Genomic DNA, 21,503 nt, shown 5'->3' with positions numbered 1-21,503 from the left:
CAGGTTTCCCTGACGTATCGGCTTTTCATTATTTGCGCAATGCCCCAAGTTCAGCTGCAATGGCTTGCATTTCATTCGGAGTGATCGTGTCCCTTTTCATGACCATCTCGTACATGTAAACCAAGTCCTCATACTGGGAAGTGCTGAAGTTTTCAGCTTTCATTGCATCCACATTGACCATTCGAAGTTTCTCTTTGATCTTTTCAATCATATACGTTACGTTTTCAGCTGTTGGTTGAGATAGATCCATAATGTAGTCCGCCCTTCATTAGCATCGGATTTAATCATTACATTAATCTTACTTGCTGTCAACCGGTGCTGGTTTCCCCATTTTTTCGGCTTCTTTTTCCTCTTCAATCTTCGCTTTGAATCGTTTTGTCTCCATTAGGATGATGCCTGACAATCCTAGAAGACCGATCAAGTTAGGAATCGCCATCAAACCGTTCAGTACGTCTGCAAGAAGCCAAACGATGTCAAGGGATACAAGAGATCCGACGATGATGAACGCTACAAAGGCAATACGGTAGCCCAATACTGCTCCGTTTGTAGGGAAAAGGTATTGGAAACATTTTTCTCCATAGTAGCCCCATCCGAGTATAGTGGACGTTGCGAAGAATACGATACCGATTGCGACGATGATTGGACCAGCATCCCCAAGGAATGTTCCAAATGCCTGGGCAGTCAAGGCGCCAGCATCAATCGATTTGTCTTGCCATTGACCTGACATGACGATTGTGACTCCAGTAATTGAACAGATGACAAGTGTGTCAAAGAAAACTTGCGTCATGGAAATGAGTGCTTGGCGTCCAGGCATATCTGTTCTTGCAGCCGCCGCCGCAATCGGTGCGGAACCGAGCCCAGCTTCGTTCGAGAAGAGTCCACGGGCAACCCCGAAACGGATAGCAGCCCCTATTGCGCCGCCTGCAGCAGCCTCTCCTGTAAATGCAAACTTAAAAATTGTAGCGAATGCTTCAGGAACTAAATTGATATTCATGACCATGATAATTGCACCGGCGATGAAGTAGAAGAGTGCCATGATCGGTACGAAGAATGCAGTAACTCGTCCGATTGATTTGATTCCTCCAAGGATGACGAGACCCCCGAAGATCAATAAGGCAATTCCAGTAACTAAATGCGGGACATTGAATGTGCTATTCATGACATCCGCGACTGCTTTCGATTGTGTACCGTTACCAATACCGAAAGCTGCTAGCGCTCCAAATATTGCAAATGCGACACCGAGCCATTTTTTCTTTAGACCGTGTTCCAGATAGTACATTGGTCCACCGGCCATTTCACCTTTGGAATCCTTAACGCGGTATTTGACTGCAAGGATAGCTTCCCCGTATTTTGTAGCCATTCCGAAGAAACCTGCGAGCCACATCCAGAAGACGGCTCCCGGACCGCCCATGTATACTGCAGTCGCGACACCGACGATATTACCGACACCTACTGTGGCGGCCATCGCGGTCATCAGCGCCTGGAACTGGGAAATATCACCCTCAGCTTTTTTATCATGCTTGCGGGAAAATACTTGTTTCAGTGAATATGGCAATAAACGAACTTGGATAAATCCGAGTCTTACAGTTAAAAAGATACCCGTTCCCACAAGTAGGACAAGCAGCGGCGGTCCCCATATAAATCCACTCGCCTTGTCCAAAAAGCCTGTGATTACATCCATCATACTACCCCCTGTTTTGTTTGTCTTTTTGATTCGGAATTACTTTTCAATCAAAAACATTCACCTCGTCTATCGACTCCCTCCCGTGAACACCATCTAATGCATTAGACTATTAAGAATATTGATAGTGTTATGGTTAATATGCCTTAACTGCTTCACATTAGTCAAGACTTTTTTATGGATTCGGAGTTATTGTTTGTTTTTTCATCCCGAGGGTATAATGATATATGCAAATTAGAATGATATTGGAGGGTATTACGTGGGAAACAGCAAATTTGGAAAATTTATCTTGTTAGGTGCAATAGTAGGCGGAGCTGTAAGCATGTTCGATAGAAGCACCCGTTACCAAGTGAAGAGAAAATCAAGCGCGATGATCGAGCGGGTAGGATATTATTCAAAGAATCCGGATGTACTGAAAGATAAGCTGCAACAACAGAAAGACAAGTACTTATCAATATACGAGCAATTTTCAGGTGATGCTGCGTATATTAAGAATCAGGTCGAAGAGCTAAAAACGCTAACTCCGCAAGTGAAAGACCTGGTTGTCGGCACGAAAGACGCCTTTGTTGATTCGAAAGAGGAATACAAAGAGATTGTGAACGAGTCGAAAGAAGGTATGGAAGCAAAAAAGATATAAGCCCTGGAAGGAGTGAGTCGCATGTGAAGCATACAGACCGGTTACCTCCGAAGAAAGTTTCGTACCCATCCGAAGAAGACAAGAACGGGTTCATGGCGAATTCCAAAGTCATGAAATTCCTTGATGATGTAAAGGATGGAGATTTGGAAAAATTCGATGTCACGACGTCGAAGGGATTTTGGAAGGAGCTCCTCGTGAGAATCAAGATGGTGGATATCACCGGATTAGGTTCTCAGTTGGCCTTCTTTTTCCTGTTGTCCCTTTTTCCACTATTAATCTTCTTGATAACACTATTGCCATTCTTGAGCATCGATGAATCTCAGGTATACCTGTTCATAAGGGATTATGCGCCTGAGAGCGTTTATACACTTATCCATGACACACTCGAGGAAATTTTGAAAAACCGGAATGGGGGACTCTTATCAATTGGGGCCTTGGCAACGATATGGTCTGCATCCAAAGGAATGAACGCTCTTACTAAGGCAATGAACCGGTCTTATCATGTAGAGGAAACAAGGTCGTTCCTTGTAGCGAGAGCAATGTCAGTCGTATTCACGGTCGCTCTAATTGCCGTATTAATTGTAGCCCTTCTGTTATCGGTATTCGGTCAACAGATCGGAACTCTGGCATTCTCCTACTTTGGAAATGAAGAAGGCTTCCTAAGGTTCTGGGGCAGCCTGCGATGGGTCATACCTCCAATTCTGATCTTCCTTGTATTTTCTGCACTTTACTGGGTCGTTCCAAATCTGAAGATCCGATTGAAAAGTGCGTTGCCCGGTGCGTTTTTTGCAACAGCGGGTTGGATATTGACTTCTCTGGCGTTCTCCTTTTACGTTGGGAACTTCGCCAATTACTCAAAGACGTATGGAAGCATCGGAGGAATAATCGTCCTCATGATGTGGCTCTATTTTTCCGCAATCATCTTAATGCTTGGCGGACAATTGAACGCGGTCATGACGGAACGGAAGCAAGCAAAAATTGCGAAAGAAAAGAGCAATGCAGTCGGTTGACATGCATTGCTCTTTTTGTCATTTATTCTACTTTATTCAACATCCGCAATCCATTCAAGATGACGAGGATCGTACTTCCCTCATGGCCGATGACGCCTAACGGCAGATCTACGACTTGCATGAAATTGGAGATGATCAGAATAGCGATGACCGCGACGGAAAAGAAAACGTTTTGTTTCACAATTCGGTTCAACTTTTTAGAAACCTTTACCGCGTATGAAATGCGTGCCAGATCGTTTTGCATGAGGACGACATCTGCCGTTTCCAATGCAACGTCGGTGCCTTCACCCATCGCTATGCCGGATGTGGCTGTCGCCAAAGCGGGAGCGTCATTGATGCCGTCTCCTACCATCCCGACTTCTCCATGTTCCTTCAGAAGCTTCTTCAGTTCCTCTACTTTTGTTTCGGGCAGGCATTCTGCCACGTACCGGTCCAATCCTGCTTCATTGGCAATCGTTCTCGCAGTTTTTTCGTTGTCGCCTGTCAACATGATCGACTGTATTCCTAGATGTTTCAGATCTTTGATCGCACGGAATGCTTCAGGTCGCAGCGTATCTTTCAGTGCGATGACAGCGAGAATCCCTTTCGCATCTTTCATAGAAACGACTGTCTTTCCTTCATTTGAAAGGTCATGGACAATTCCGTCATGAAATTCATCAATCAATTTCGTCCCGACAAATTTCGGATTACCGACGAGGATTTCACCGGATTTGCTGAATGCACGTATTCCATATCCAGGAACGTCCTCGATTTGTGGACTCACTAACTGGGAAACCCCTCGCTCTTCGGCATATTTTACGATGGCGACTGCGAGTGGATGATTCGATTGTGCTTCTATGCTTGAAAGAAGGGCGAGAGTTTGGTCGGAATCCGCGTTTTCACGAATGATAAAATCGGTCACGACCGGCTTCCCGGCAGTCAATGTACCGGTTTTGTCGAAAGCGATTGCTTTCAATGAACCGAGATGCTCCAAATGGATTCCGCCTTTAAACAGGACACCTCTTTTTGCACCGTTTGAAACGGCAGCTAACGTTGCAGGCATGATTGATGCGACGAGCGCGCAAGGGGAGGCGACGACCAACAGGACAATGGCCCGGTAAAATGTCGTCGTCCAATCCCAGGCGAATAGATAATGTGGTAAAAACATCATAATGATGACCGTGATAATGACGACTTTCACGTATGTGCCTTCAAATTTTTCGATGAATTGCTGGGAAGGTGACTTTTCACTTTGTGCATTTTGGACAAGCGTGATGATTTTCTGGAACAATGTTTCCGAACTTGGCTTCGTCATTTCGACTTGAATGGCTCCACTTATATTGACGGTGCCTGCGAACAATTCATCATCCTTTGCTTTCGTGACAGGTACCGATTCGCCATTAATGGCGGACATATCGACGGAAGTCGCCCCTTGGATGATAACGCCATCGACCGGAATCCGCTCTCCCGGTTTTACAAGGATACGTGAGCCGACAGATAGGGAATCGGTAGCCACACTGACAGTTGATCCGTCTTCCTGGATGAGCCATGCTACCTCAGGCTGAAGTTCCATTAAAGAGGAGATTTCCTTATGGCTTTTATTCAGAGTATACGTTTCTAAGGCTCCACTAATTGCGAAAATGAAAATCAGGATGGCTCCTTCAGCCCAATAACCGATGATGGCTGATCCGATTGCTGCCAATACCATCAGCATCTCTACATTTAACTGCTTATCGGCAATTGTTTCCTCAATACCTTCTTTCGCTTTTGCAAAGCCGCCAATTAGAAAGGCGATACCATATAAGGAAATGGATATCGTTGAAGATCCATCTTTTCCAATCAGCCAAGCCGCCAAAATCAAAATTCCCGAAACGATTGCTGCGACAAGTTCCAAATGAGTGGTCCAATGAGCCGGGCTTTGCATTGAGTCATTCGCTTGTGTTGTCATTTACTAACCTCCCATTGAGAATGAATTTCATCTTCATGTATTTGGTACAAGTTTAAAGTTTAGTATTGGCAGTGCAATACAGGTTTTTTTAGATGAAGCGATAATGATTATGATATTATAATTATTATAATTAGTAGTATAGCATGTTCAGAGAAAATGCGAAACTCATAACTCCACATAAAAAAACGGCACATCAGTAAAGATGTGCCTACAGTCTCTTTTCTTTTAAAATAGAGATATAGCTACAATGTTGATTTGCGCTGCGAGCGGACGCTTTCCGCGGGCACGGCTTCAGCCAATCGAACAACGTAGGGTTCGATTTGCCGTATTTCTGCGTTCTTTGCAGAAATTAAGGCAGCCTATGCTCGCAACGCTTCGCTTGTGCTCGCAAAAGCCGTTCTTCGTAACGGCTTTCGCTCAGTCCAGGGTCTTCAGCTCGCGCTGTTCCTGCAGGAGTCGCCGCTCTCCGCTCCAATCAACGGTGTTTTCTATTAACTGAATGAGGTGATGGATATGATGACAAGGAATCAAATTAATGAACGCGAACAGTTGGAAATGCTGACCATAGAGCAGTTGGTTCCTCATGACCAGCTGGTGCGCAAACTGGATGCCACCCTTGATTTTTCCTTCATCTATCCATTAGTAAAGATTCTTATTGTCTTTGCCGATGCCAAAGAAAAGCATGGCATACGATGGACAACCCTCAGGGGACTTAATAAAATGTCCATGCAGGCGATGCTGACTTTTGCTGCCTTAAATCTTAAGAAGCTGGCCAGTTGGACGTGGAGAGCGCCGGCTATGGAGCTGAAATGATACCCCTGTCTTAAAGGATTTCCAGTTGATTGGAGTGCAGGGCGGCGACTCCTGGGGGATTAGCGCAGCGTGAAGACCCCGCAGGAAAAGCCGTAACGAAGAACGGCTTTTGCGACCAAAAGCGATAGCGTTGGGAGCACATCCGAGGAGGCTGAGGGCAAGCCCCCCGGAAAGCGTCCGCCCGGAACGGAAATCAACGTCGCGTCAGTCTAACGTTTTTGCATCAATGCGTCTTATAATACAAAAGGGATGGAAATCAATTCGATTTCCATCCCTTTTGTAGACACTCTGACGGCACATCAGTAACGATGTGCCGGGTTAAAGTCAATTAGCTAAAAACCTTTTCTTTGAATTGGGATAGTTTTTCAAGCGACGATTGATCTACGTCTGCGTGCAGGCTGTTTCCGTGTGAATCCATCGTGACGACGGCTGTAAAGTCCTCGACACGTAAATGCCACATCGCTTCCGGAATGCCGAATTGGAGAAGATCAACGCCTTCAACCGCTTTAATGCAGTCTGCATAATATTGTGCAGCTCCGCCGATTGCGTTCAAGTACACCCCGCCATGTTCCTGCAGAGCAGCAAGTGTTTTTGGTCCCATTCCGCCTTTTCCAATTACGGCACGGATTCCGAATTTCTTCATGATGTCACCTTGGTATGGCTCTTCACGAATAGATGTCGTCGGTCCCGCAGCTACGATATCGTATCCGCCGTCCTCATTTTTCAACACGACCGGTCCGCAATGGTAGATGATCTGGCCATCTAAGTCGACTGGTGCGTCATTCTCCGAAAGATGCTTATGGATTGCATCGCGTCCCGTATACATGCGGCCGCTGATTTTAACGACATCCCCGACTTTCAGGTCACGGATCTGCTCTTCGCTGATAGGGGCAGTCAGTTCGACGACGCGGGACGACTGTTTCACTTCGGCTTGTCCTTCATCTTGTTCGAATGAAAGCTTTTCACCTTCATTGTAATGCCAATTTGTAACGGAGCCTGTTGCCGGATCGAGATCTACAGCCATCCGGCGGTAAGCCCAGCAATTGTATGCGACGGAAACATAGAAGCTGGCCGGGATGCGGTGCATGACACCAATTTTACATCCTAGTAATGTTGCCTCGCCGCCGAAGCCCATTGTGCCGATGCCGAGTTTATTTGCAGACTCGAGTATATAAGATTCCAATTGTGCGAGCTCTGCGTTCGGATTTATATCATCCACCGCACGGAATAGTTGGTCTTTCGCTAGCTCATAGCCCGATGTCCGGTCGCCGCCGATGCCGACTCCGATGAAGCCCGCGGAACAGCCTTGCCCTTGCGCTTGATAAACGGAGTGGAGGATGCATTTGCGGATGCCGTCAAGATCTCGGCCCGCACGGCCTAAACCGTCCAACTCCGTCGGCAGGCTATATTGGATGTTTTTATTCTCACAGCCGCCGCCTTTAAGAATCAATTTCACTTCAATATGGTCGTTTTCCCACTGTTCGAATTTAATGACTGGAAGGCCTTCGCCGAGATTATCGCCACTGTTTTCTCCAGTTAATGAATCAACAGCATTAGGTCTCAGCTTGCCATCTATCGTTGCTTGAACGAGCGCTTTTTTGATGGCTGCCTTGATCTCCAATTGATTGACTCCAACTGGGGTTTTGATTTTAAATGTCGGCAATCCTGTGTCTTGGCAAATTGGAGAGAGTTTATCATCTGCCATATTAATATTCTTCGCTATTGTATCAAGGCTCATTGCAGCCCGAGTGCCTGCGTCTTCTTGTTCTCTGGCCGCCTTTACTGCACGACGGACATCCTTCGGAAGATTTGTGGACGTTTCGCAAATAAGGTCATACATACTTTTCTCAAGCTGTTCTATGTACATTCCCATTTCCCCCTAGAGCATCATTGATCTTTTTTTAGTTTATTCATCTGGTTTTCCAGTTCATCGACCAAACCGATAAGCTGATCGATATCATCGAGGTCTGTTGTTTCGGGTTCAATCGATTCAAGCTTCTCCAAAAATTGATGGAGACGATTTTTCAACTCGTTTACATGACTGTTGCTTTGCTTGTTGTCCAAGAAGTACACCTCTTTTCGTCATTGTAATCGTATACGAATTACAGGTTTTTTTCAATGAAGCAGAAGGTTGTCAATATAAAACGATAATTCTGCTAAACAAAATCTTTACAATAGAAAAACAACATGCTATACTACAAGTAATCAATTGGAAAAGGAGGCCGTAGTGTAGAGACGAATCGAATCCTTACGAAAAGGAGGGGATCCGTTAACGTTTGACGGCCCTAGCCGATAAACGCCTACGAATTATATGCAAAATGAAAGTGAAGGTTCCATTCATACGTAAAGGCCCAGCCGTATTCTGATATCAGATATGGACTGGGCCTTATTCATTTATTACAAAAATTCATATGTCTCGACAACTTCGATTGAATCGATGACCGATTGGAGCATTGAACAGTTCTTCGCTGTCAATTGCATGATCTTCTCCATCTGTTCGTCTTTAATCGTTTCCCTTTCAATGAGGAAGTGAAGATGAATCTTCTCCACACGGTTTGCGAACTCCTCATTCCGGACAACTTCTTTTACCTCAATACTGATATTTTTTGCTGGCATTCTTTTTCTTTCAAGGATTTTACGTAGAACGCCTCCGCTGCATACTGCAATGGATGAAACTAATAGCTGGTAGGGACGGAATCCATATTTGTCATTGGCGGAAATTTGCAGTTTGCCGAACGATGTTTCTGTTTCAAAACCATTTTCAGTCATATCGAATTTCATTCAAACCAATCCTCCTTATTCCACTTGTGCTACTATTGTATAGTAATTTCTCATAATTAAGGAGCGTATTGCTTATGCTTACTACATTATCCGCCCAACAGCGGCGGTTTTGGATACTTGTTATCATCGTTTCGATTTCAGGCTTTTCACAAGGCATGTTATTGCCGCTCATCTCAGCCATATTCGAGCGTGACGGGATATCAAGTGCATTGAATGGACTGAATGCAACTGGCTTATACATAGGTACGCTTCTCGTGTCGCCTTTCATGGAAGCGCCATTACGTAAATACGGATACAAACCTGTCATCGTACTTGGCGGCGTTCTCGTCTTTTCATCATTGCTCCTTTTCCCGTTATGGAAACATGTCGTTTTTTGGTTCATCTTGCGATTGTTCATCGGGATTGGAGATCACGCTCTTCATTTCTCAACACAGACGTGGATTACGAGTACATCGGAACAGCATAGATTGGGCAGGAATATCGCAATATACGGCTTGTCATTCAGCTTGGGCTTTGCCGTAGGTCCGCTCTTTGCGCCGCTCGTCACTATCCATGAAGGATTACCATTCATCGTCTCAGGCTTATTATGCATGTCTGCATGGCTGCTCGTCTTTAAATTGAAAAATGATTTTCCCGAAGTGATGAAGGGGAATGTGGAAGCGGGAAGTTTTGTAAAACGGTCTACAAGCACAATCGCCATTGCATGGATCGCTTTTTTAGGCCCGTTCGGGTATGGGTTCCTGGAATCTTCATTAAATGCGATGTACCCGGTGTATGCGTTGCGCAGTGGGATGGAGCTCACGTCCGTTTCCATGATCCTTGCCATATTTTCAATTGGAGGCATCGTTTCACAATTGCCGCTCGGTATACTTTCGGACAAGTTCGGAAGAAGCACGATCCTCCCGATGACATATGGGGGCGGGGCAGTCGCGTTCTGGGCTGCAAGCATGATGGGGAATTCAGTCCCATTCGTCATGGTGACTGTCTTCATCGCCGGCCTATTCGTCGGGTCCATCTTTTCACTTGGCATTTCCTATATGTCCGACCTGACTCCGAAGAACTTATTGCCGACCGGTAATTTGCTTTGCGGCATCTTTTTCAGCATCGGGAGTCTGACTGGTCCGTTTGCAGGCGGGCTCTTCCTTGAATTCGTCGAAGACGTCAGTTATTTGCTCATCATCTCCGTCCTGTTCGGGGTGTTGTTTATCATCTCGCTTTACGGTACGAGAAGAAAAAGCACTCTTACTTAAAGGCAGCTGAGATATACTAACGGATTCGGTTGATGTGGTAAAAACAATAAAAAACACAGTGTTCGGGGACGCAATTCATATGCAAATGAATTGTTGTCCCTGTTTTTGTGTTGCATCAACATCTAGAAGATTAGAATTAGCAACATCACATAAATTTATGTGCCTTAGTTAACTTCATTGTTAAACATTTGCTAATTGGATATTTAAAAGCTGGAAGACTTGAAATCTACGCTAAAATAAATTGAAGATTTCGAAATACTTGCATTCAACACAAACAGGGCAGGGTAATTGAAGAGTTGATTTTCCAAAGACAGGTGGAAACAATATGTTAATCACTAAGAATAATGGGTTTGGTTTTCTTGATTTTCTTGTAGTAGAAGAATATGAAATATATGATTATTATCGATTAGCTGGTTCATTTGCGGTAATAAAGTGTGATGAGAAATTTCTTTTATGCTATAACACTTGGAGAAAACAATGGGAATTGCCAGCGGGGAATAGGGAAGAAAACGAAACACCAAAGGAATGTGCAATCAGAGAACTTTACGAGGAAACTGGTCAAATTGTTTCAGATTTAGAATTTAAGGGTTTATTAAAAGTTAAAAACCTATCGAATGATGAAGTGAAATATAATCCAATATATTTTAATACTCTTGATGAACTCCAACCATTTCAAGAAAATAGTGAGACATCTGTAATAAAGTTATGGAATCTAAAGGAACTGGTTGGATATGTAGATGAGGTAGACATTAAAATATTTGACTATATTAAATAGAATTTTGCTTTGGTTCTTGGTAAACGAACGGGTGCTTTACCTGAAGATTGTTGAGTTGTCTAGACCGTTCTATTTTCTAATTCAACTAATGGAGGTTAGTTGAAGGGCGCTGTTTATCTTAAAATTTACACATTGCTACGGAGGGACTTATGAAAATTCACTATTATTTAGGTTGGTTTAATAATTTATTTCCAGAGAATCTGGGTAGGGTGTTACAGGAGGATATAACTGATAGAAAATCGCTTGCCATGATTAGCTCGAATCCATCTATTTTTGAAGATGATGGTGCTACTGAACGGTCGTGGCTCAATCAGGCTGGCATTATGTTTGATGAGTATCATTTAATTAATTACCGCGTACAGAAGGAAGATGCCCAATCGATAATTCAAAATGCTTCCGTCATTTTCTTGTTGGGTGGCAATATTCTTAATCAAAATAGTTTTTTGATGGAATATGAATTATCGGATTCGATTAAAGATAGCAACGCCGTTGTGATGGGAGCAAGCGCTGGAGCAATTAACATGTCCGCTAAATTTTTATGCTCGAAAAACTTTGGAGATGAAGTTAAAATGAGCTCTGTTTACGATGGAATCGGTCTTGACAATTTTTCCATCCTGTCTCATTTTGATCTTGAAAATAACATGGCTTTGGTTCAAAGCGAACTATCTCAACTATCGGAAGAAATAGATATTTATGCGTCGAATAAAGATTGCGCTGTACGTGTAAAAGGAGACAAAATCGACGTTTTTGGCAATGTTTTTTTAATTTCCGATTCAAAAATTCGGAAATTGGATGAGATACTCAGCCGAAGTGAATGGCTATGACTTAATTGAATTAATTTCGTTAATTTAGTGATGGAGGGCCAGATTGTGGAAGACTTTCTTCAAAGTCTAAGAACTATGTTAATGGATGCAATATATATTGTGTTGGGTCGTACTTTAACTAGGGGGTGTAAAAATGGATTCGCTACTTTGGATAACTGTTGGTTTCATTGTGATCGGATTTGTTGTTCTCGTTTTTATGAAAAAAAGTATGGAAAGGAAGCTGGCTTTAATAATAGAAAAAGAGGAAAGTATGGAGAGTGAACAGACTTCAACTAAACCTATTGTTTGGTGGATATGGGGAGCCGTTCTTTGGGGAATAGTAAGCATCTTTTTAACCGTATGGTCTTTTTCTGTTTATACGTAAAAGGGATTTTGGAGACGGAGAAATTCATTTTTATGAAAGACTGTATTTATACAATCGGGCACGAGCGCAGGAAATGTGTCTCTTTTTTTTTCGGGTGTTGTAGTTAACCTCAGTAAATGAAACTTTTTCATTCAATTGGCTGTAGTACTATATAATCGCCAAAATTGAATGAGGAGGGGTATCTTGAGGTATTTGAAGCTTTTAATAATCCTGGTTGCTATTTCAACGGTATTCATAACGGCTTGTAATCCTGGAGAGGAGGGGGGAGAAGAAAGGAAGGAAAAGAATATTGAGCAAGGCGTCAAACTGTTGAAGCCAAAGGAATTACCCGATGCTTTTCTAAACGGGGACTATGAGAAGGTGTACAGTCAGACGAGCAAAACGTTTCAGGATCAAGTTAGCTTGAAACAGTTCCGTAAGTCAGGTGAAAAATTTAATAAAGGTGTTACAACATATATATTACAATCTGAAAATCCTTATGGTAATGGTGCCAAGCAATATAGTTGGATAGATGAAAGTGGTTCTAAAGGAATGATGGCAATCGTTGGGGAGGATGATAATTTCCACATATTGCAGATGAAGCCACTCGATGCGTATCCGGAAACTGACAACATATATACGGAAACAGTATTTGATTTTCCTTTTCAGGATAAGTGGTTTGTGTTGTGGGGAGGTACAAACAGTCTGCTTAATTACCATTATGAATTTGAAAACCAGCGCTATGCTTACGACTTTTTGATAAGGAATGACTACAGCACGTACGAAGGGGATCCTACCTTAAATGAAAGCTATTTTGCATTCGGCAAGGAATACTTGGCTCCGGCTGATGGAATAGTTGTGAAAGTAGAAAATGGTGTAGAAGATAGTAACCCAGTTGGTAAAATGAATCGGGAGCAACCTTTCGGGAATTATGTCATCCTTGATCATGGCAATGAGGAATTCAGTTATCTCGTTCACTTTAAGTATCAATCGGTAGTAGTAGAGGAGGGGGATAAGGTCAAGAAGGGTGACCTACTCGGACTAGTTGGTAACTCAGGGAATTCCAGTGAACCGCATATCCATTTTCATGTGGCTGATTCTCCGGACCCGACGAATTCAAAAAGCATCAATATTAGATTTGACAGGGAGGATAAATTTATCCAAGGGGATTTTGTAGAATAAGCAAAATCCATAAAAAGACCGCCTATTCCATATTCGAATTGGCGGTCTCTATTGTGAGTTATACTGTGTTTCCTATTCGTCGAAAGGGATGCTTTCATTTCACCGCAAAATCGAATTCACATTTTCATATTCCATGACAAGATCGTCCAATGAACGGAATTCATATCCCGCTTTCTTGGCGTCGCGAATGAAATCCGGCAGTGCTTGTGCGTTATCGGGCGATACGGTATGCATAAGTATGACTGCTCCAGGATGAAGCTGATTCATCAGCTCATTATAGGCATAGTCGCGGCCGCGCGGTTTATTGGCATGCCAATCAATGAAAGCGACAGACCAGAACATGTGACGGTAGCCCAGCTCATTCCCTTTGCTTAATACAGCATCATTGAAAATCCCTTCAGGCGGCCTTGCATACACCGTCCGCTTTACCCCTGTCGTTTGATAAAGCAGCTCATCGAACTTTTTCCATTCCTCTTCCATTCTAGCTTCGGACAGATTCGCCATATTCGGATGCCCATAAGAATGATTTCCGATGATATGCCCATCCTTCACCATGCGTTGAACGAGGGGGGCGGCGCTTTTCAAATAATGTCCCGTCAGAAAGAATGTCGCTGGGACGTCTTCATTTTTCAATGCGTCCAAAATCTTTTCCGTATAGCCATTTTCATAGCCATTATCGAAGGTCAAATAGGCAATCTTTTCGTCAGGACTGCCTTTATATATAGCGCCATGCTTATCAAGCATTGATTCCAAAGCGGGTCCTGCATTCGGAGGGACGCCATTCGTCGCCTTTTTGAAACCCCAATGGAATTCTTCCGCTTTTGCTGCGAACGGATTGAACAAAATACCGACAACGATTATGAAGGCAGCCATAAGTATTCCAGGTCCATGTTCTTCAACCATAGATTGCACATCTCCTTTTTGAGTAGGATGTGCGGAAATAAAGGAACTATACGCTTCTACAATAGATTGTCCAGTGCCAAGGACAACACAGGGAAATCGAATTCAAAGCCGTCTGCCAAAAGCTTTTCAGGTGTCACATATTGACCTTCCAATACGAGAGAACTCTTTTTCCCGAGAGCCAGCTTCATGATCGGAGAAGGAGCGGGGAACCAATGCGGCCGATGTAGAGTGGCTCCGATCATCTTCCCGAAATCATCCATCCGGAGAGGGAACGGAGCGGTGACATTGACAGCGCCTTCAATTTGGCTGTTTTCCATAATGTGCAGAACCGCTCTTGCAACATCTCGCACATGAACCCAAGAAACCCATTGCTGTCCGGTTCCTACTTTACCGCCAACGTACATTTTATACGGCAGGACCATAAGCGGCAAAGCTCCTTCATCTTTCCAAAGGACGAGTCCGAATCGAGTATATACAGTCCTTATCCCAAAATCATTTAACGAAGCCGCCTTCTTCTCCCACTCACTCACTGTCTTACCGAGAAAGTCCGTAGCAACTTCAGCAGATTTCTCCGTATAAATGGCTGCTTCAGAAGCAGGGTATATTCCGATTGCACTGGCATTGATAAAGAGGGACGGTTTTTCATCCAACTCGCCAATGATCCGGATCAATTCATCCGTCGCTTCCATCCTGCTTTCATAAATCCGTTTCTGATGAGCCTCTGTCCAACGCCCATCATTAATTGAAACACCCGCAAGATTAATAAATACATCCACTGCGCCGATCTCATTCTCCGGACTAGCCCCATCTTGCAGCCAAAGCACATACTTCACTTGCTCGCTATCGTCTTTCTTCTTCCTTGAAAGAACAATGATTTCATGACCATTTTTCAAAAGTAAGTCTGTAATATGCCGTCCAATAAAACCCGAACCACCAGCAATAACAACTTTCATCTATATTCCCCCTTATTTCAATAAATAAGTATGTGAGAGATGTATTCCGGATTGGAGCGGAAGGCGGCGACTCCTGCGGGAACAGCACGAGCTGAAGACCCCGCAACGAAGCAAAGCGTAGTGAGGAGGCTGAAGCCGTGCCCGCGGAAAGCGTCCGCCTGAAGCGCAAATCCAGTTTGGAACTACAAAGCTGACCTCTTCGACCAGAACATGTATACTTATAGATAGCGAGGGAGGTCGACTAGATTTGCCTGTTATTACGAAAATAACACAACAAAAACGTGATAGCGAACGTTATAATATATTCCTTGACGAAACATATGCCTTCAGCGTCCATGAATCCGTTCTCGTTAAATTCGGACTTACAAAAGGAATGCAACTTGACGAATGGTCGATGGACGAAATCACATACGAAGACCAAATTGAAAAAGCATTCAACCGCGCACTCCACTACCTCTCCTTCAGAATGCGAAGCGAGTTTGAAGTGAAAAAGAAACTGAAAGACTTGGAATACGGGGAAGCAGTCATCCTCGAAGCAATCGTGAAATTAAGAAGGCTCGGATTCCTTGACGACGAAGCATTTTCCGAAGCATTGATGCGTACTCAAAAAAACGCTTCAAACAAAGGTCCAAAAGCGATCCAACAAGAATTGCAGAAAAAAGGGGTCGGGAAGGAGTTGCAGCAACAAGTGCTAGAAAGCTACTCAGAAGAAGAACAATTTGCAGTTGCAAAGAAATTAGCTGAAAAGGCGGCTAGGACGAACAGTTCAATCGCTCCAGCACAATTGAAGCAAAGAATCCAAAATGCGCTTGCCCGAAAAGGGTACTCCTTTGAGTTGATTAGAAGTGTTTTGGAAGAAATAGATTTCGGCAGGGATGAAGACGAGTGGGATTCGATCATCAGCTCTGTCGGTGAGAAGGCGTGGCGCCGTTATCAGTCGAAGTTTTCCGGATATGAATTAAGAAGACGGATAAAACAGGCGATGTACCAAAAGGGAATACCATTCGAACGAATAGACAGTTTCATCGAAAAAAAGGAGAACGAAGAAGATGGAGACTAAAAAATATAGTGAAATGAATGAACACGAGCTGCGGTCGGAAATCGGCAGTCTGATGGAAAAAGCGCGCAAGGCGGAGCAATTGGGTATGATCAATGAGTTCGCCGTCTATCAGCGCAAGGCGCTCATGGCGAAATCCTATATGATCGATCCTTCAACAATCGTTCCTGGTGAAATCTACAGGATCGAAGGCGACGAGGGCGTCTTTTTCCATGTTGACTATTTGAAAGGCCGTTTCGCTTGGGGATACCGTTTAGGCGGCGAACGTGCAGAAGAAGCGTTGCCGATCGCGATGCTGCAATCGGTTAAGACGGGTAAATAATAAGATCCATGCAAAAGCTTGCCGATTATATATTCGGCAAGCTTTCTCATGTCCTTTTCTACGTCTAGCTCCAGGAGCCCTACGCTTTTGTTTAGGAATTCGGAATGAAATTTAATTTTTTACGGAGCTTGTCCTCCGAGAAGATCCACCCTGTATACGAATTGATCACTTCCATATCTTCATTAATATGCGCAACAGCGACGAACGGATAATAGCTCTTGCTCCGATAACGCAAATCGATGAGACGGACTTCATACAAATGCCCGACATGCGAAACGGACCATCTGTATATTGGTGAGAACGATACGAAAGCCTGTATATTCTTATCTTCCATCGCCGCATCGATATAAGGCGTTTTCGGCATCGGCTCGCGTTCGAATCTGTCATATATATTGACGGAACGCCCGTATGCCCGTCCGACGTAGTGACAATTCTTATTGGATGCGGCAACTCTCCATTGGAAAAAATGCATCGTCGGCGCGATGAAAATATCATCAGCATCCGGAATTGTATTGCGGACAGCATGTTTCACTGCCGCTTTGACGGCGAAACGCAATAAATAATAGAAGAAAACAACTATATACATAAGCGAGAAGGTCAGGACAGGTTCAGCGCCGAACATCCATGCAATGATTGCGATAATATGCAACGCAAAAATGATCGGATCGAATGTATTGATGACCCCTATGGCGACCCATTGACTGGAAAATGGCCGTAACGCCTGTGTGCCGTAAGCGTTGAAGATATCTACAAAGACATGTAAAAAAACCGCTAAGAAAGTCCATGCCCACAGATGAAAGAATGCCGCCTCGGGGAAAATGAACGACAGCAAAACCGATATGATAAGCGGCCAAAGCAGGACTGCCGGCACGGAATGGGTAATTCCACGATGGTTCCGTATATAAACCGCATTATTCCTCAATTTAAGAACAGTATCAACATCGGGTATCAATGAGCCAGATACGACGCCCATAAATACCGCCGTCATCGTGACGGAATCTGAGGCTACGACTGGATCCGCCAGTGATAAACCGCAAATGGCGGCACCCATGACAATATGTGTTCCTGTATCCAAGAGATCACTCCTTTACATAGCCACTGAATTGGCAGTGAAGCGTAACACACGCAATCATAATTCTTTTATTAGTATATACCCTATTTTTCAGTAACGAAAAGCATATGCAAAACGGAGGTAATCATGCAACTCTTTGAACGGAAACTTGAAAGTGAATTCAGGAAGGCACTCATCACATGGTATTTGGAAGAAAAGAGGGATCTGCCATGGAGAAGGACGTCGAATCCTTATCATATATGGGTATCTGAAGTGATGCTTCAACAGACACGTGTAGAAACGGTCATCCCTTATTACGAACGGTTTATTGAGAAGTTTCCGACGCTTGCCGACTTGGCCAGTGCGAAGGAAGAAGATGTTTTGAAGTTGTGGGAAGGTCTCGGATATTATTCCCGCGCTAGGAATTTGCAATCAGGCGTGAAGGAAGTTGTAGAGGAGTATGGAAGCCGGATTCCCGAAAATCGAAAAGACATATCCCAGTTGAAAGGTGTCGGACCGTATACTGCCGGCGCTGTGCTCAGCATCGCATTCGGCGTTCCCGAGCATGCTGTCGATGGGAATGTTATGCGAGTATTATCCCGAATCTTATTAATCGAAGAGGATATCGCCATTCCGAAAACACGGAAGATATTCGAGGAAGTCGTTATGGCGTTAATTGACAAGGAAGATCCTTCATCGTTCAATCAAGGTCTGATGGAGCTTGGGGCGACGATATGTACACCCAGACCGAAATGCCTTCTGTGCCCGGTCCGCGATTTCTGTACAGCGTTCCACGAAGGAAAGCAGGAGGAACTTCCCGTAAAATCGAAAAAAGTGAAGACGAAGACAGTCCCTATTCTTTCAATCGCCATCCGGAATATCGATGGGAAATGGCTATTGAGGCAACGACCATCGAAAGGGCTCTTAGCAAATATGTGGGAGTTTCCGATGGTGGAAAATACATCTGGATCTATCGAAGAAATTGTTAAAGCCGAACTCGGCCTAGACGTTCGCTCGATTACACCATTGACTGATTTCAGACATGTCTTCTCTCATCTTACTTGGGAAGTGAAAAGTTATTTGGCAGTGACGGAGGATCGGGCTCCTGAAGGTTTCGAGTTTTTTTCGGAGGAAGAAGTGGAAGCATTGCCAAAGGCGGTACCCGTGATGAAAATTTGGGATGAAGTGAAAAATCCAATGATTACCTAAAAAAATCCCGGAATAAAAAAACGGGCTTTGAACATCATAGTGGTTACGGAGGTGAAAATCCATGACAAACAAAAATCGAAACAACTCTAACCAACAAACAACGCAAGCTTCGTTCACAAAACCAAACAAAGTCAAACAAGAAATCATGTCTGAAGAGTTTGGATCTGAAACAGACGTAAACGAAGTTCGCCAACAAAACCAACAATCGGAAATGAACAAAACAAACGTTTCCGGCGGAGCAGGAAGTTTCGGTAAACAGTCGAAATAATGGATGGACATCACCGGCCGGCAGCTAAAGCTGCCGGTTTTTTATATATCTGTATCGAAGGGTAAACGTTTCAATTTTGATCGGCCAATTGGTATAATGTACGAATATTAGGGTTTCCGACATTTAAAGGTGGTTTTACTGATGACAATACCGAAAGAAGGCGAAACGATACAGGTACATAGCTATAAGCATGATGGCAATATCCACCGTGTGTGGCAAGAGACAACCGTTTTGAAGGGGACGCGGAATATTGTGATCGGGGCGAACGAACGGACGCTTGTCACAGAAGCGGACGGCAGGACATGGCTGACAAGGGAGCCTTCAATCTGTTATTTCCATGCCGAACATTGGTTCAATATCATTTGCATGCTTCGCGAAGATGGGGTCTATTATTATGTGAATATGAGTTCACCCTTCGTATATGACCATCAAGCACTGAAATACATCGATTATGACCTTGATGTGAAAGTGTTTCCGGATATGAGTTATTTGATCCTGGATGAAGATGAATATGATGACCATAAAAAGAAGATGAAATATCCAGGTGTCATCGACCAAATACTGAAGCGAAATCTGGATAAACTTCTTATGTGGATCAAACAGCGCAAAGGGCCATTTGCACCGGACTTCATAGAAGTATGGACTTCCAGGTATCAGTTCTATAAACAGGTAAAGAAAAATGACCAATGAGAGCCTGTCTGCGTTCATGCAGTTGGGCTTTTTATTGTTTTAGGAGGATGAAAATGGGAGACAGTATAAAAAGATATATGAAATTTGTTAAGCCGTACAATTGGCAGATCGTCTTGACAATTTTAATCGGCATCGTGAAATTCGCAATTCCTTTATTCATTCCTTACCTTATTAAAATCGTCATCGACGATATTATCATGGCGGATACGTTGACAGATGCGGAAAAGACGAAGCAGCTTTTCTTATGGATGGGAGGAACCGTATTACTGTTTTTCATCATCCGGCCGCCTGTTGAATATTATCGACAATACTTCGCGCAATACGTCAGTAATAAAATCTTATACGATATCCGTGAAAACCTATATGGACATTTGCAAAGGCTCGGGCTGCGTTACTACTCGAATACGCGGGCGGGCGAGGTCATTTCACGCGTCATAAATGATGTCGAACAGACGAAGAACTTTGTCACAATCGGCTTGATGAATGTGTGGCTCGACTTAGCGACGATCATTATTGCGACATGCATCATGCTTACAATGGATGTTCCGTTGACGATCGTGACATTGCTTGCATTCCCTTTTTATGCATATAGTGTGAAGCACTTCTTCGGAAAGCTTCGGGACTTGACGAGAAAGCGTTCGCAAGCACTTGCCGATGTGCAAAGTTATTTGCACGAACGTGTCACAGGGATAAGCGTCATTAAAAGCTTTGCGCTTGAGGATACAGAACAAGAGCGTTTTGACCGAACGAACGGCAATTTCCTCGATAAGGCAATCGATCATACGAAATGGAATGCGAAAGCGTTCGCGGTCGTGAACACGATTACGGATGTCGCTCCATTGCTCGTCATTTCCTATGCGGGCTATCAGGTGATCAACGGTTCTCTATCCGTCGGCGTAATGGTCGCCTTCATTGCGTACATAGATCGTCTGTACAATCCGCTAAGAAGATTAGTCAATGCTTCGACATCACTGACGCAATCATTCGCTTCGATGGACCGGGTTTTTGAATTGATGGAAGAACCCTATGATATTAAAGATAAGAGCGGTGCAAAAGCATTGCCGCACATCGAAGGGGAAATCCAATTCGACCATGTCGATTTTTCGTATGGAGAAGATGAAGAGCCGGTGCTGCGTGACGTCAACTTTACGGTCAAGCCGGGTGAGACGGTCGCGCTAGTCGGTATGAGCGGCGGAGGGAAGTCGACGATTGTCAGTCTGATACCGCGGTTTTACGATGTGACAGAGGGATCGATCCGTATCGACGGCCATGATCTACGTGATATCCAATTGAAATCATTGCGTGACCAAATAGGGCTCGTCCTCCAAGACAGCATCCTCTTCAGCGATTCGGTAAAGAGCAATATTCTGATGGGGAATCCTGACGCATCGGACGAGGAAGTGATTGCCGCAGCTAAAGCCGCAAATGCGCATGACTTCATCGAATCGCTGCCAGAAGGGTACGATACGACTGTCGGGGAGCGAGGCGTGAAATTATCTGGCGGGCAAAAACAGCGGATAGCGATTGCACGTGTGTTTTTGAAAAATCCGCCGTTGCTCATTTTGGATGAAGCGACCTCCGCTTTGGATCTTGAAAGTGAAGCGCTCATCCAGGAATCCCTCGAACGGCTTGCCAGTGACAGGACAACCTTGATTGTCGCACATCGGCTATCGACCATCACCCATGCCGACAAGATATTTGTCATTGATCACGGAGAGTTGAAGGAAATCGGAAGCCATGAAGAACTCATGGCGAAACAAGGGATCTATTACAATCTGTTTCAAGTTCAATCGTTATAATCGTGAAGCTACCGGGAGAAGAACCGGT

22 protein-coding genes and 1 pseudogene are annotated in these 21,503 nt (G+C 44.1%); 14 read left to right on the top strand and 9 right to left on the bottom strand.

Annotated features, from left to right (window positions below):
* Positions 1–28: 28 nt before the first annotated feature.
* Positions 29–250: a DUF1128 domain-containing protein gene (locus M3152_RS15385; protein WP_251696430.1), complete on the bottom strand. Its 222-nt coding sequence runs from the start codon at positions 248–250 to the stop codon at positions 29–31.
* 48 nt (positions 251–298) lie between these two features.
* Positions 299–1,681 carry an alanine/glycine:cation symporter family protein gene (locus M3152_RS15380; protein ID WP_251696428.1) on the bottom strand — a complete coding sequence of 461 codons (1,383 nt, stop codon included), beginning with the start codon at positions 1,679–1,681 and terminating at the stop codon, positions 299–301.
* A gap of 259 nt (positions 1,682–1,940) precedes the next feature.
* Between M3152_RS15380 and M3152_RS15375 the strand changes: the two genes are divergently transcribed.
* Positions 1,941–2,318, top strand: coding sequence for a YtxH domain-containing protein (locus tag M3152_RS15375; protein ID WP_251696426.1), 378 nt, complete (start codon positions 1,941–1,943; stop codon positions 2,316–2,318).
* Positions 2,319–2,341: 23 nt separating this feature from the next.
* Positions 2,342–3,328, top strand: a complete 987-nt coding sequence (locus M3152_RS15370; protein ID WP_353056622.1) for a YihY/virulence factor BrkB family protein — start codon at positions 2,342–2,344, stop codon at positions 3,326–3,328.
* A gap of 22 nt (positions 3,329–3,350) precedes the next feature.
* Here the strand turns inward: M3152_RS15370 and M3152_RS15365 are convergent, their stop codons facing one another.
* The gene (locus M3152_RS15365; RefSeq protein ID WP_251696424.1) at positions 3,351–5,255 is read right to left on the bottom strand and encodes a heavy metal translocating P-type ATPase; all 1,905 of its coding nucleotides are present in this window, start codon (positions 5,253–5,255) and stop codon (positions 3,351–3,353) included.
* A 657-nt stretch (positions 5,256–5,912) separates the two neighbouring features.
* Here M3152_RS15365 and M3152_RS15360 point away from each other — a divergent pair.
* Positions 5,913–6,068, top strand: a pseudogene (locus M3152_RS15360) (transposase); the annotation flags it as partial.
* Positions 6,069–6,396: 328 nt separating this feature from the next.
* Here M3152_RS15360 and M3152_RS15355 read toward each other — a convergent pair.
* The 3 genes from M3152_RS15355 to M3152_RS15345 all read right to left on the bottom strand — a co-directional run bounded on the left by M3152_RS15355 (position 6,397) and on the right by M3152_RS15345 (position 8,849).
* Positions 6,397–7,935, bottom strand: a complete 1,539-nt coding sequence (locus tag M3152_RS15355; RefSeq protein ID WP_285847247.1) for a fumarate hydratase — start codon at positions 7,933–7,935, stop codon at positions 6,397–6,399.
* A 20-nt stretch (positions 7,936–7,955) separates the two neighbouring features.
* A complete protein-coding gene (locus M3152_RS15350) occupies positions 7,956–8,132 on the bottom strand; it encodes an SE1561 family protein (RefSeq protein ID WP_251696423.1) in 177 nt (58 codons plus the stop codon).
* A gap of 333 nt (positions 8,133–8,465) precedes the next feature.
* The gene (locus tag M3152_RS15345; RefSeq protein WP_251696421.1) at positions 8,466–8,849 is read right to left on the bottom strand and encodes an OsmC family protein; all 384 of its coding nucleotides are present in this window, start codon (positions 8,847–8,849) and stop codon (positions 8,466–8,468) included.
* A 74-nt stretch (positions 8,850–8,923) separates the two neighbouring features.
* Here M3152_RS15345 and M3152_RS15340 point away from each other — a divergent pair, with 74 nt between their 5' ends.
* From M3152_RS15340 to M3152_RS15320, 5 genes are all read left to right on the top strand, one after another.
* Positions 8,924–10,099 carry an MFS transporter gene (locus M3152_RS15340; protein WP_251696419.1) on the top strand — a complete coding sequence of 392 codons (1,176 nt, stop codon included), beginning with the start codon at positions 8,924–8,926 and terminating at the stop codon, positions 10,097–10,099.
* 325 nt (positions 10,100–10,424) lie between these two features.
* Complete coding sequence (locus M3152_RS15335; RefSeq protein WP_251696418.1) at positions 10,425–10,874, top strand: NUDIX domain-containing protein; 450 nt, start codon at positions 10,425–10,427, stop codon at positions 10,872–10,874.
* 149 nt (positions 10,875–11,023) lie between these two features.
* Positions 11,024–11,698: a Type 1 glutamine amidotransferase-like domain-containing protein gene (locus M3152_RS15330; protein ID WP_251696416.1), complete on the top strand. Its 675-nt coding sequence runs from the start codon at positions 11,024–11,026 to the stop codon at positions 11,696–11,698.
* 133 nt (positions 11,699–11,831) lie between these two features.
* Positions 11,832–12,062: a hypothetical protein gene (locus tag M3152_RS15325; protein ID WP_251696414.1), complete on the top strand. Its 231-nt coding sequence runs from the start codon at positions 11,832–11,834 to the stop codon at positions 12,060–12,062.
* Between the two features lie 309 nt (positions 12,063–12,371).
* Positions 12,372–13,223 carry a M23 family metallopeptidase gene (locus M3152_RS15320; protein WP_251696412.1) on the top strand — a complete coding sequence of 284 codons (852 nt, stop codon included), beginning with the start codon at positions 12,372–12,374 and terminating at the stop codon, positions 13,221–13,223.
* Between the two features lie 99 nt (positions 13,224–13,322).
* Here M3152_RS15320 and M3152_RS15315 read toward each other — a convergent pair whose 3' ends face one another.
* Both M3152_RS15315 and M3152_RS15310 read right to left on the bottom strand, forming a co-directional pair.
* Positions 13,323–14,126, bottom strand: coding sequence for a polysaccharide deacetylase family protein (locus tag M3152_RS15315; protein ID WP_251696411.1), 804 nt, complete (start codon positions 14,124–14,126; stop codon positions 13,323–13,325).
* A 56-nt stretch (positions 14,127–14,182) separates the two neighbouring features.
* Positions 14,183–15,079: a TIGR01777 family oxidoreductase gene (locus M3152_RS15310; RefSeq protein WP_251696410.1), complete on the bottom strand. Its 897-nt coding sequence runs from the start codon at positions 15,077–15,079 to the stop codon at positions 14,183–14,185.
* 247 nt (positions 15,080–15,326) lie between these two features.
* On the opposite strand from M3152_RS15310, the gene recX reads away from it, so the two are divergent.
* Positions 15,327–16,139, top strand: a complete 813-nt coding sequence (gene recX / locus M3152_RS15305) for a recombination regulator RecX (protein WP_251696409.1) — start codon at positions 15,327–15,329, stop codon at positions 16,137–16,139.
* A complete protein-coding gene (locus M3152_RS15300; RefSeq protein ID WP_251696408.1) occupies positions 16,129–16,458 on the top strand; it encodes a YfhH family protein in 330 nt (109 codons plus the stop codon). The genes recX and M3152_RS15300 overlap by 11 nt, the downstream gene beginning before the upstream one ends.
* 91 nt (positions 16,459–16,549) lie before the next feature.
* On the opposite strand, the gene M3152_RS15295 is transcribed toward M3152_RS15300, so the two are convergent.
* Positions 16,550–17,533 carry a metal-dependent hydrolase gene (locus tag M3152_RS15295; protein ID WP_251696407.1) on the bottom strand — a complete coding sequence of 328 codons (984 nt, stop codon included), beginning with the start codon at positions 17,531–17,533 and terminating at the stop codon, positions 16,550–16,552.
* Positions 17,534–17,656: 123 nt separating this feature from the next.
* Here M3152_RS15295 and mutY point away from each other — a divergent pair, with 123 nt between their 5' ends.
* From mutY to M3152_RS15275, 4 genes are all read left to right on the top strand, one after another.
* Positions 17,657–18,718: an A/G-specific adenine glycosylase gene (gene mutY / locus M3152_RS15290; RefSeq protein WP_251696406.1), complete on the top strand. Its 1,062-nt coding sequence runs from the start codon at positions 17,657–17,659 to the stop codon at positions 18,716–18,718.
* A 61-nt stretch (positions 18,719–18,779) separates the two neighbouring features.
* Positions 18,780–18,986, top strand: coding sequence for a gamma-type small acid-soluble spore protein (locus M3152_RS15285; RefSeq protein WP_251696405.1), 207 nt, complete (start codon positions 18,780–18,782; stop codon positions 18,984–18,986).
* A 141-nt stretch (positions 18,987–19,127) separates the two neighbouring features.
* Positions 19,128–19,676, top strand: coding sequence for a nucleoside tri-diphosphate phosphatase (gene ntdP, locus M3152_RS15280; RefSeq protein WP_251696403.1), 549 nt, complete (start codon positions 19,128–19,130; stop codon positions 19,674–19,676).
* A 53-nt stretch (positions 19,677–19,729) separates the two neighbouring features.
* Entirely contained in the window at positions 19,730–21,475 is a 1,746-nt protein-coding gene (locus tag M3152_RS15275) for an ABC transporter ATP-binding protein (RefSeq protein ID WP_251696401.1), read from the top strand.
* Positions 21,476–21,503 lie beyond the last annotated feature (28 nt).

The sequence above is a fragment of the Sporosarcina luteola genome (assembly GCF_023715245.1).
Taxonomy (GTDB): domain Bacteria; phylum Bacillota; class Bacilli; order Bacillales_A; family Planococcaceae; genus Sporosarcina; species Sporosarcina luteola_C.
The sequence above is the reverse complement of the archived record's forward strand: the minus strand, read 5'-3'. Positions and strand labels throughout refer to the sequence as shown.

Bases quoted from the DNA above. Each gene is read 5' to 3' on its own strand.
- M3152_RS15385 (WP_251696430.1), bottom strand. From the start codon at position 250: ATGGATCTATCTCAACCAACAGCTGAAAACGTAACGTATATGATTGAA.
- M3152_RS15380 (WP_251696428.1), bottom strand. From the start codon at position 1,681: ATGGATGTAATCACAGGCTTTTTGGACAAGGCGAGTGGATTTATATGG.
- M3152_RS15365 (WP_251696424.1), bottom strand. From the start codon at position 5,255: ATGACAACACAAGCGAATGACTCAATGCAAAGCCCGGCTCATTGGACC.
- M3152_RS15355 (WP_285847247.1), bottom strand. From the start codon at position 7,935: ATGTACATAGAACAGCTTGAGAAAAGTATGTATGACCTTATTTGCGAA.
- M3152_RS15345 (WP_251696421.1), bottom strand. From the start codon at position 8,849: ATGAAATTCGATATGACTGAAAATGGTTTTGAAACAGAAACATCGTTC.
- M3152_RS15340 (WP_251696419.1), top strand. From the start codon at position 8,924: ATGCTTACTACATTATCCGCCCAACAGCGGCGGTTTTGGATACTTGTT.
- M3152_RS15335 (WP_251696418.1), top strand. From the start codon at position 10,425: ATGTTAATCACTAAGAATAATGGGTTTGGTTTTCTTGATTTTCTTGTA.
- M3152_RS15330 (WP_251696416.1), top strand. From the start codon at position 11,024: ATGAAAATTCACTATTATTTAGGTTGGTTTAATAATTTATTTCCAGAG.
- M3152_RS15325 (WP_251696414.1), top strand. From the start codon at position 11,832: ATGGATTCGCTACTTTGGATAACTGTTGGTTTCATTGTGATCGGATTT.
- M3152_RS15315 (WP_251696411.1), bottom strand. From the start codon at position 14,126: ATGGTTGAAGAACATGGACCTGGAATACTTATGGCTGCCTTCATAATC.
- M3152_RS15310 (WP_251696410.1), bottom strand. From the start codon at position 15,079: ATGAAAGTTGTTATTGCTGGTGGTTCGGGTTTTATTGGACGGCATATT.
- M3152_RS15300 (WP_251696408.1), top strand. From the start codon at position 16,129: ATGGAGACTAAAAAATATAGTGAAATGAATGAACACGAGCTGCGGTCG.
- mutY (WP_251696406.1), top strand. From the start codon at position 17,657: ATGCAACTCTTTGAACGGAAACTTGAAAGTGAATTCAGGAAGGCACTC.
- M3152_RS15285 (WP_251696405.1), top strand. From the start codon at position 18,780: ATGACAAACAAAAATCGAAACAACTCTAACCAACAAACAACGCAAGCT.
- ntdP (WP_251696403.1), top strand. From the start codon at position 19,128: ATGACAATACCGAAAGAAGGCGAAACGATACAGGTACATAGCTATAAG.
- M3152_RS15275 (WP_251696401.1), top strand. From the start codon at position 19,730: ATGGGAGACAGTATAAAAAGATATATGAAATTTGTTAAGCCGTACAAT.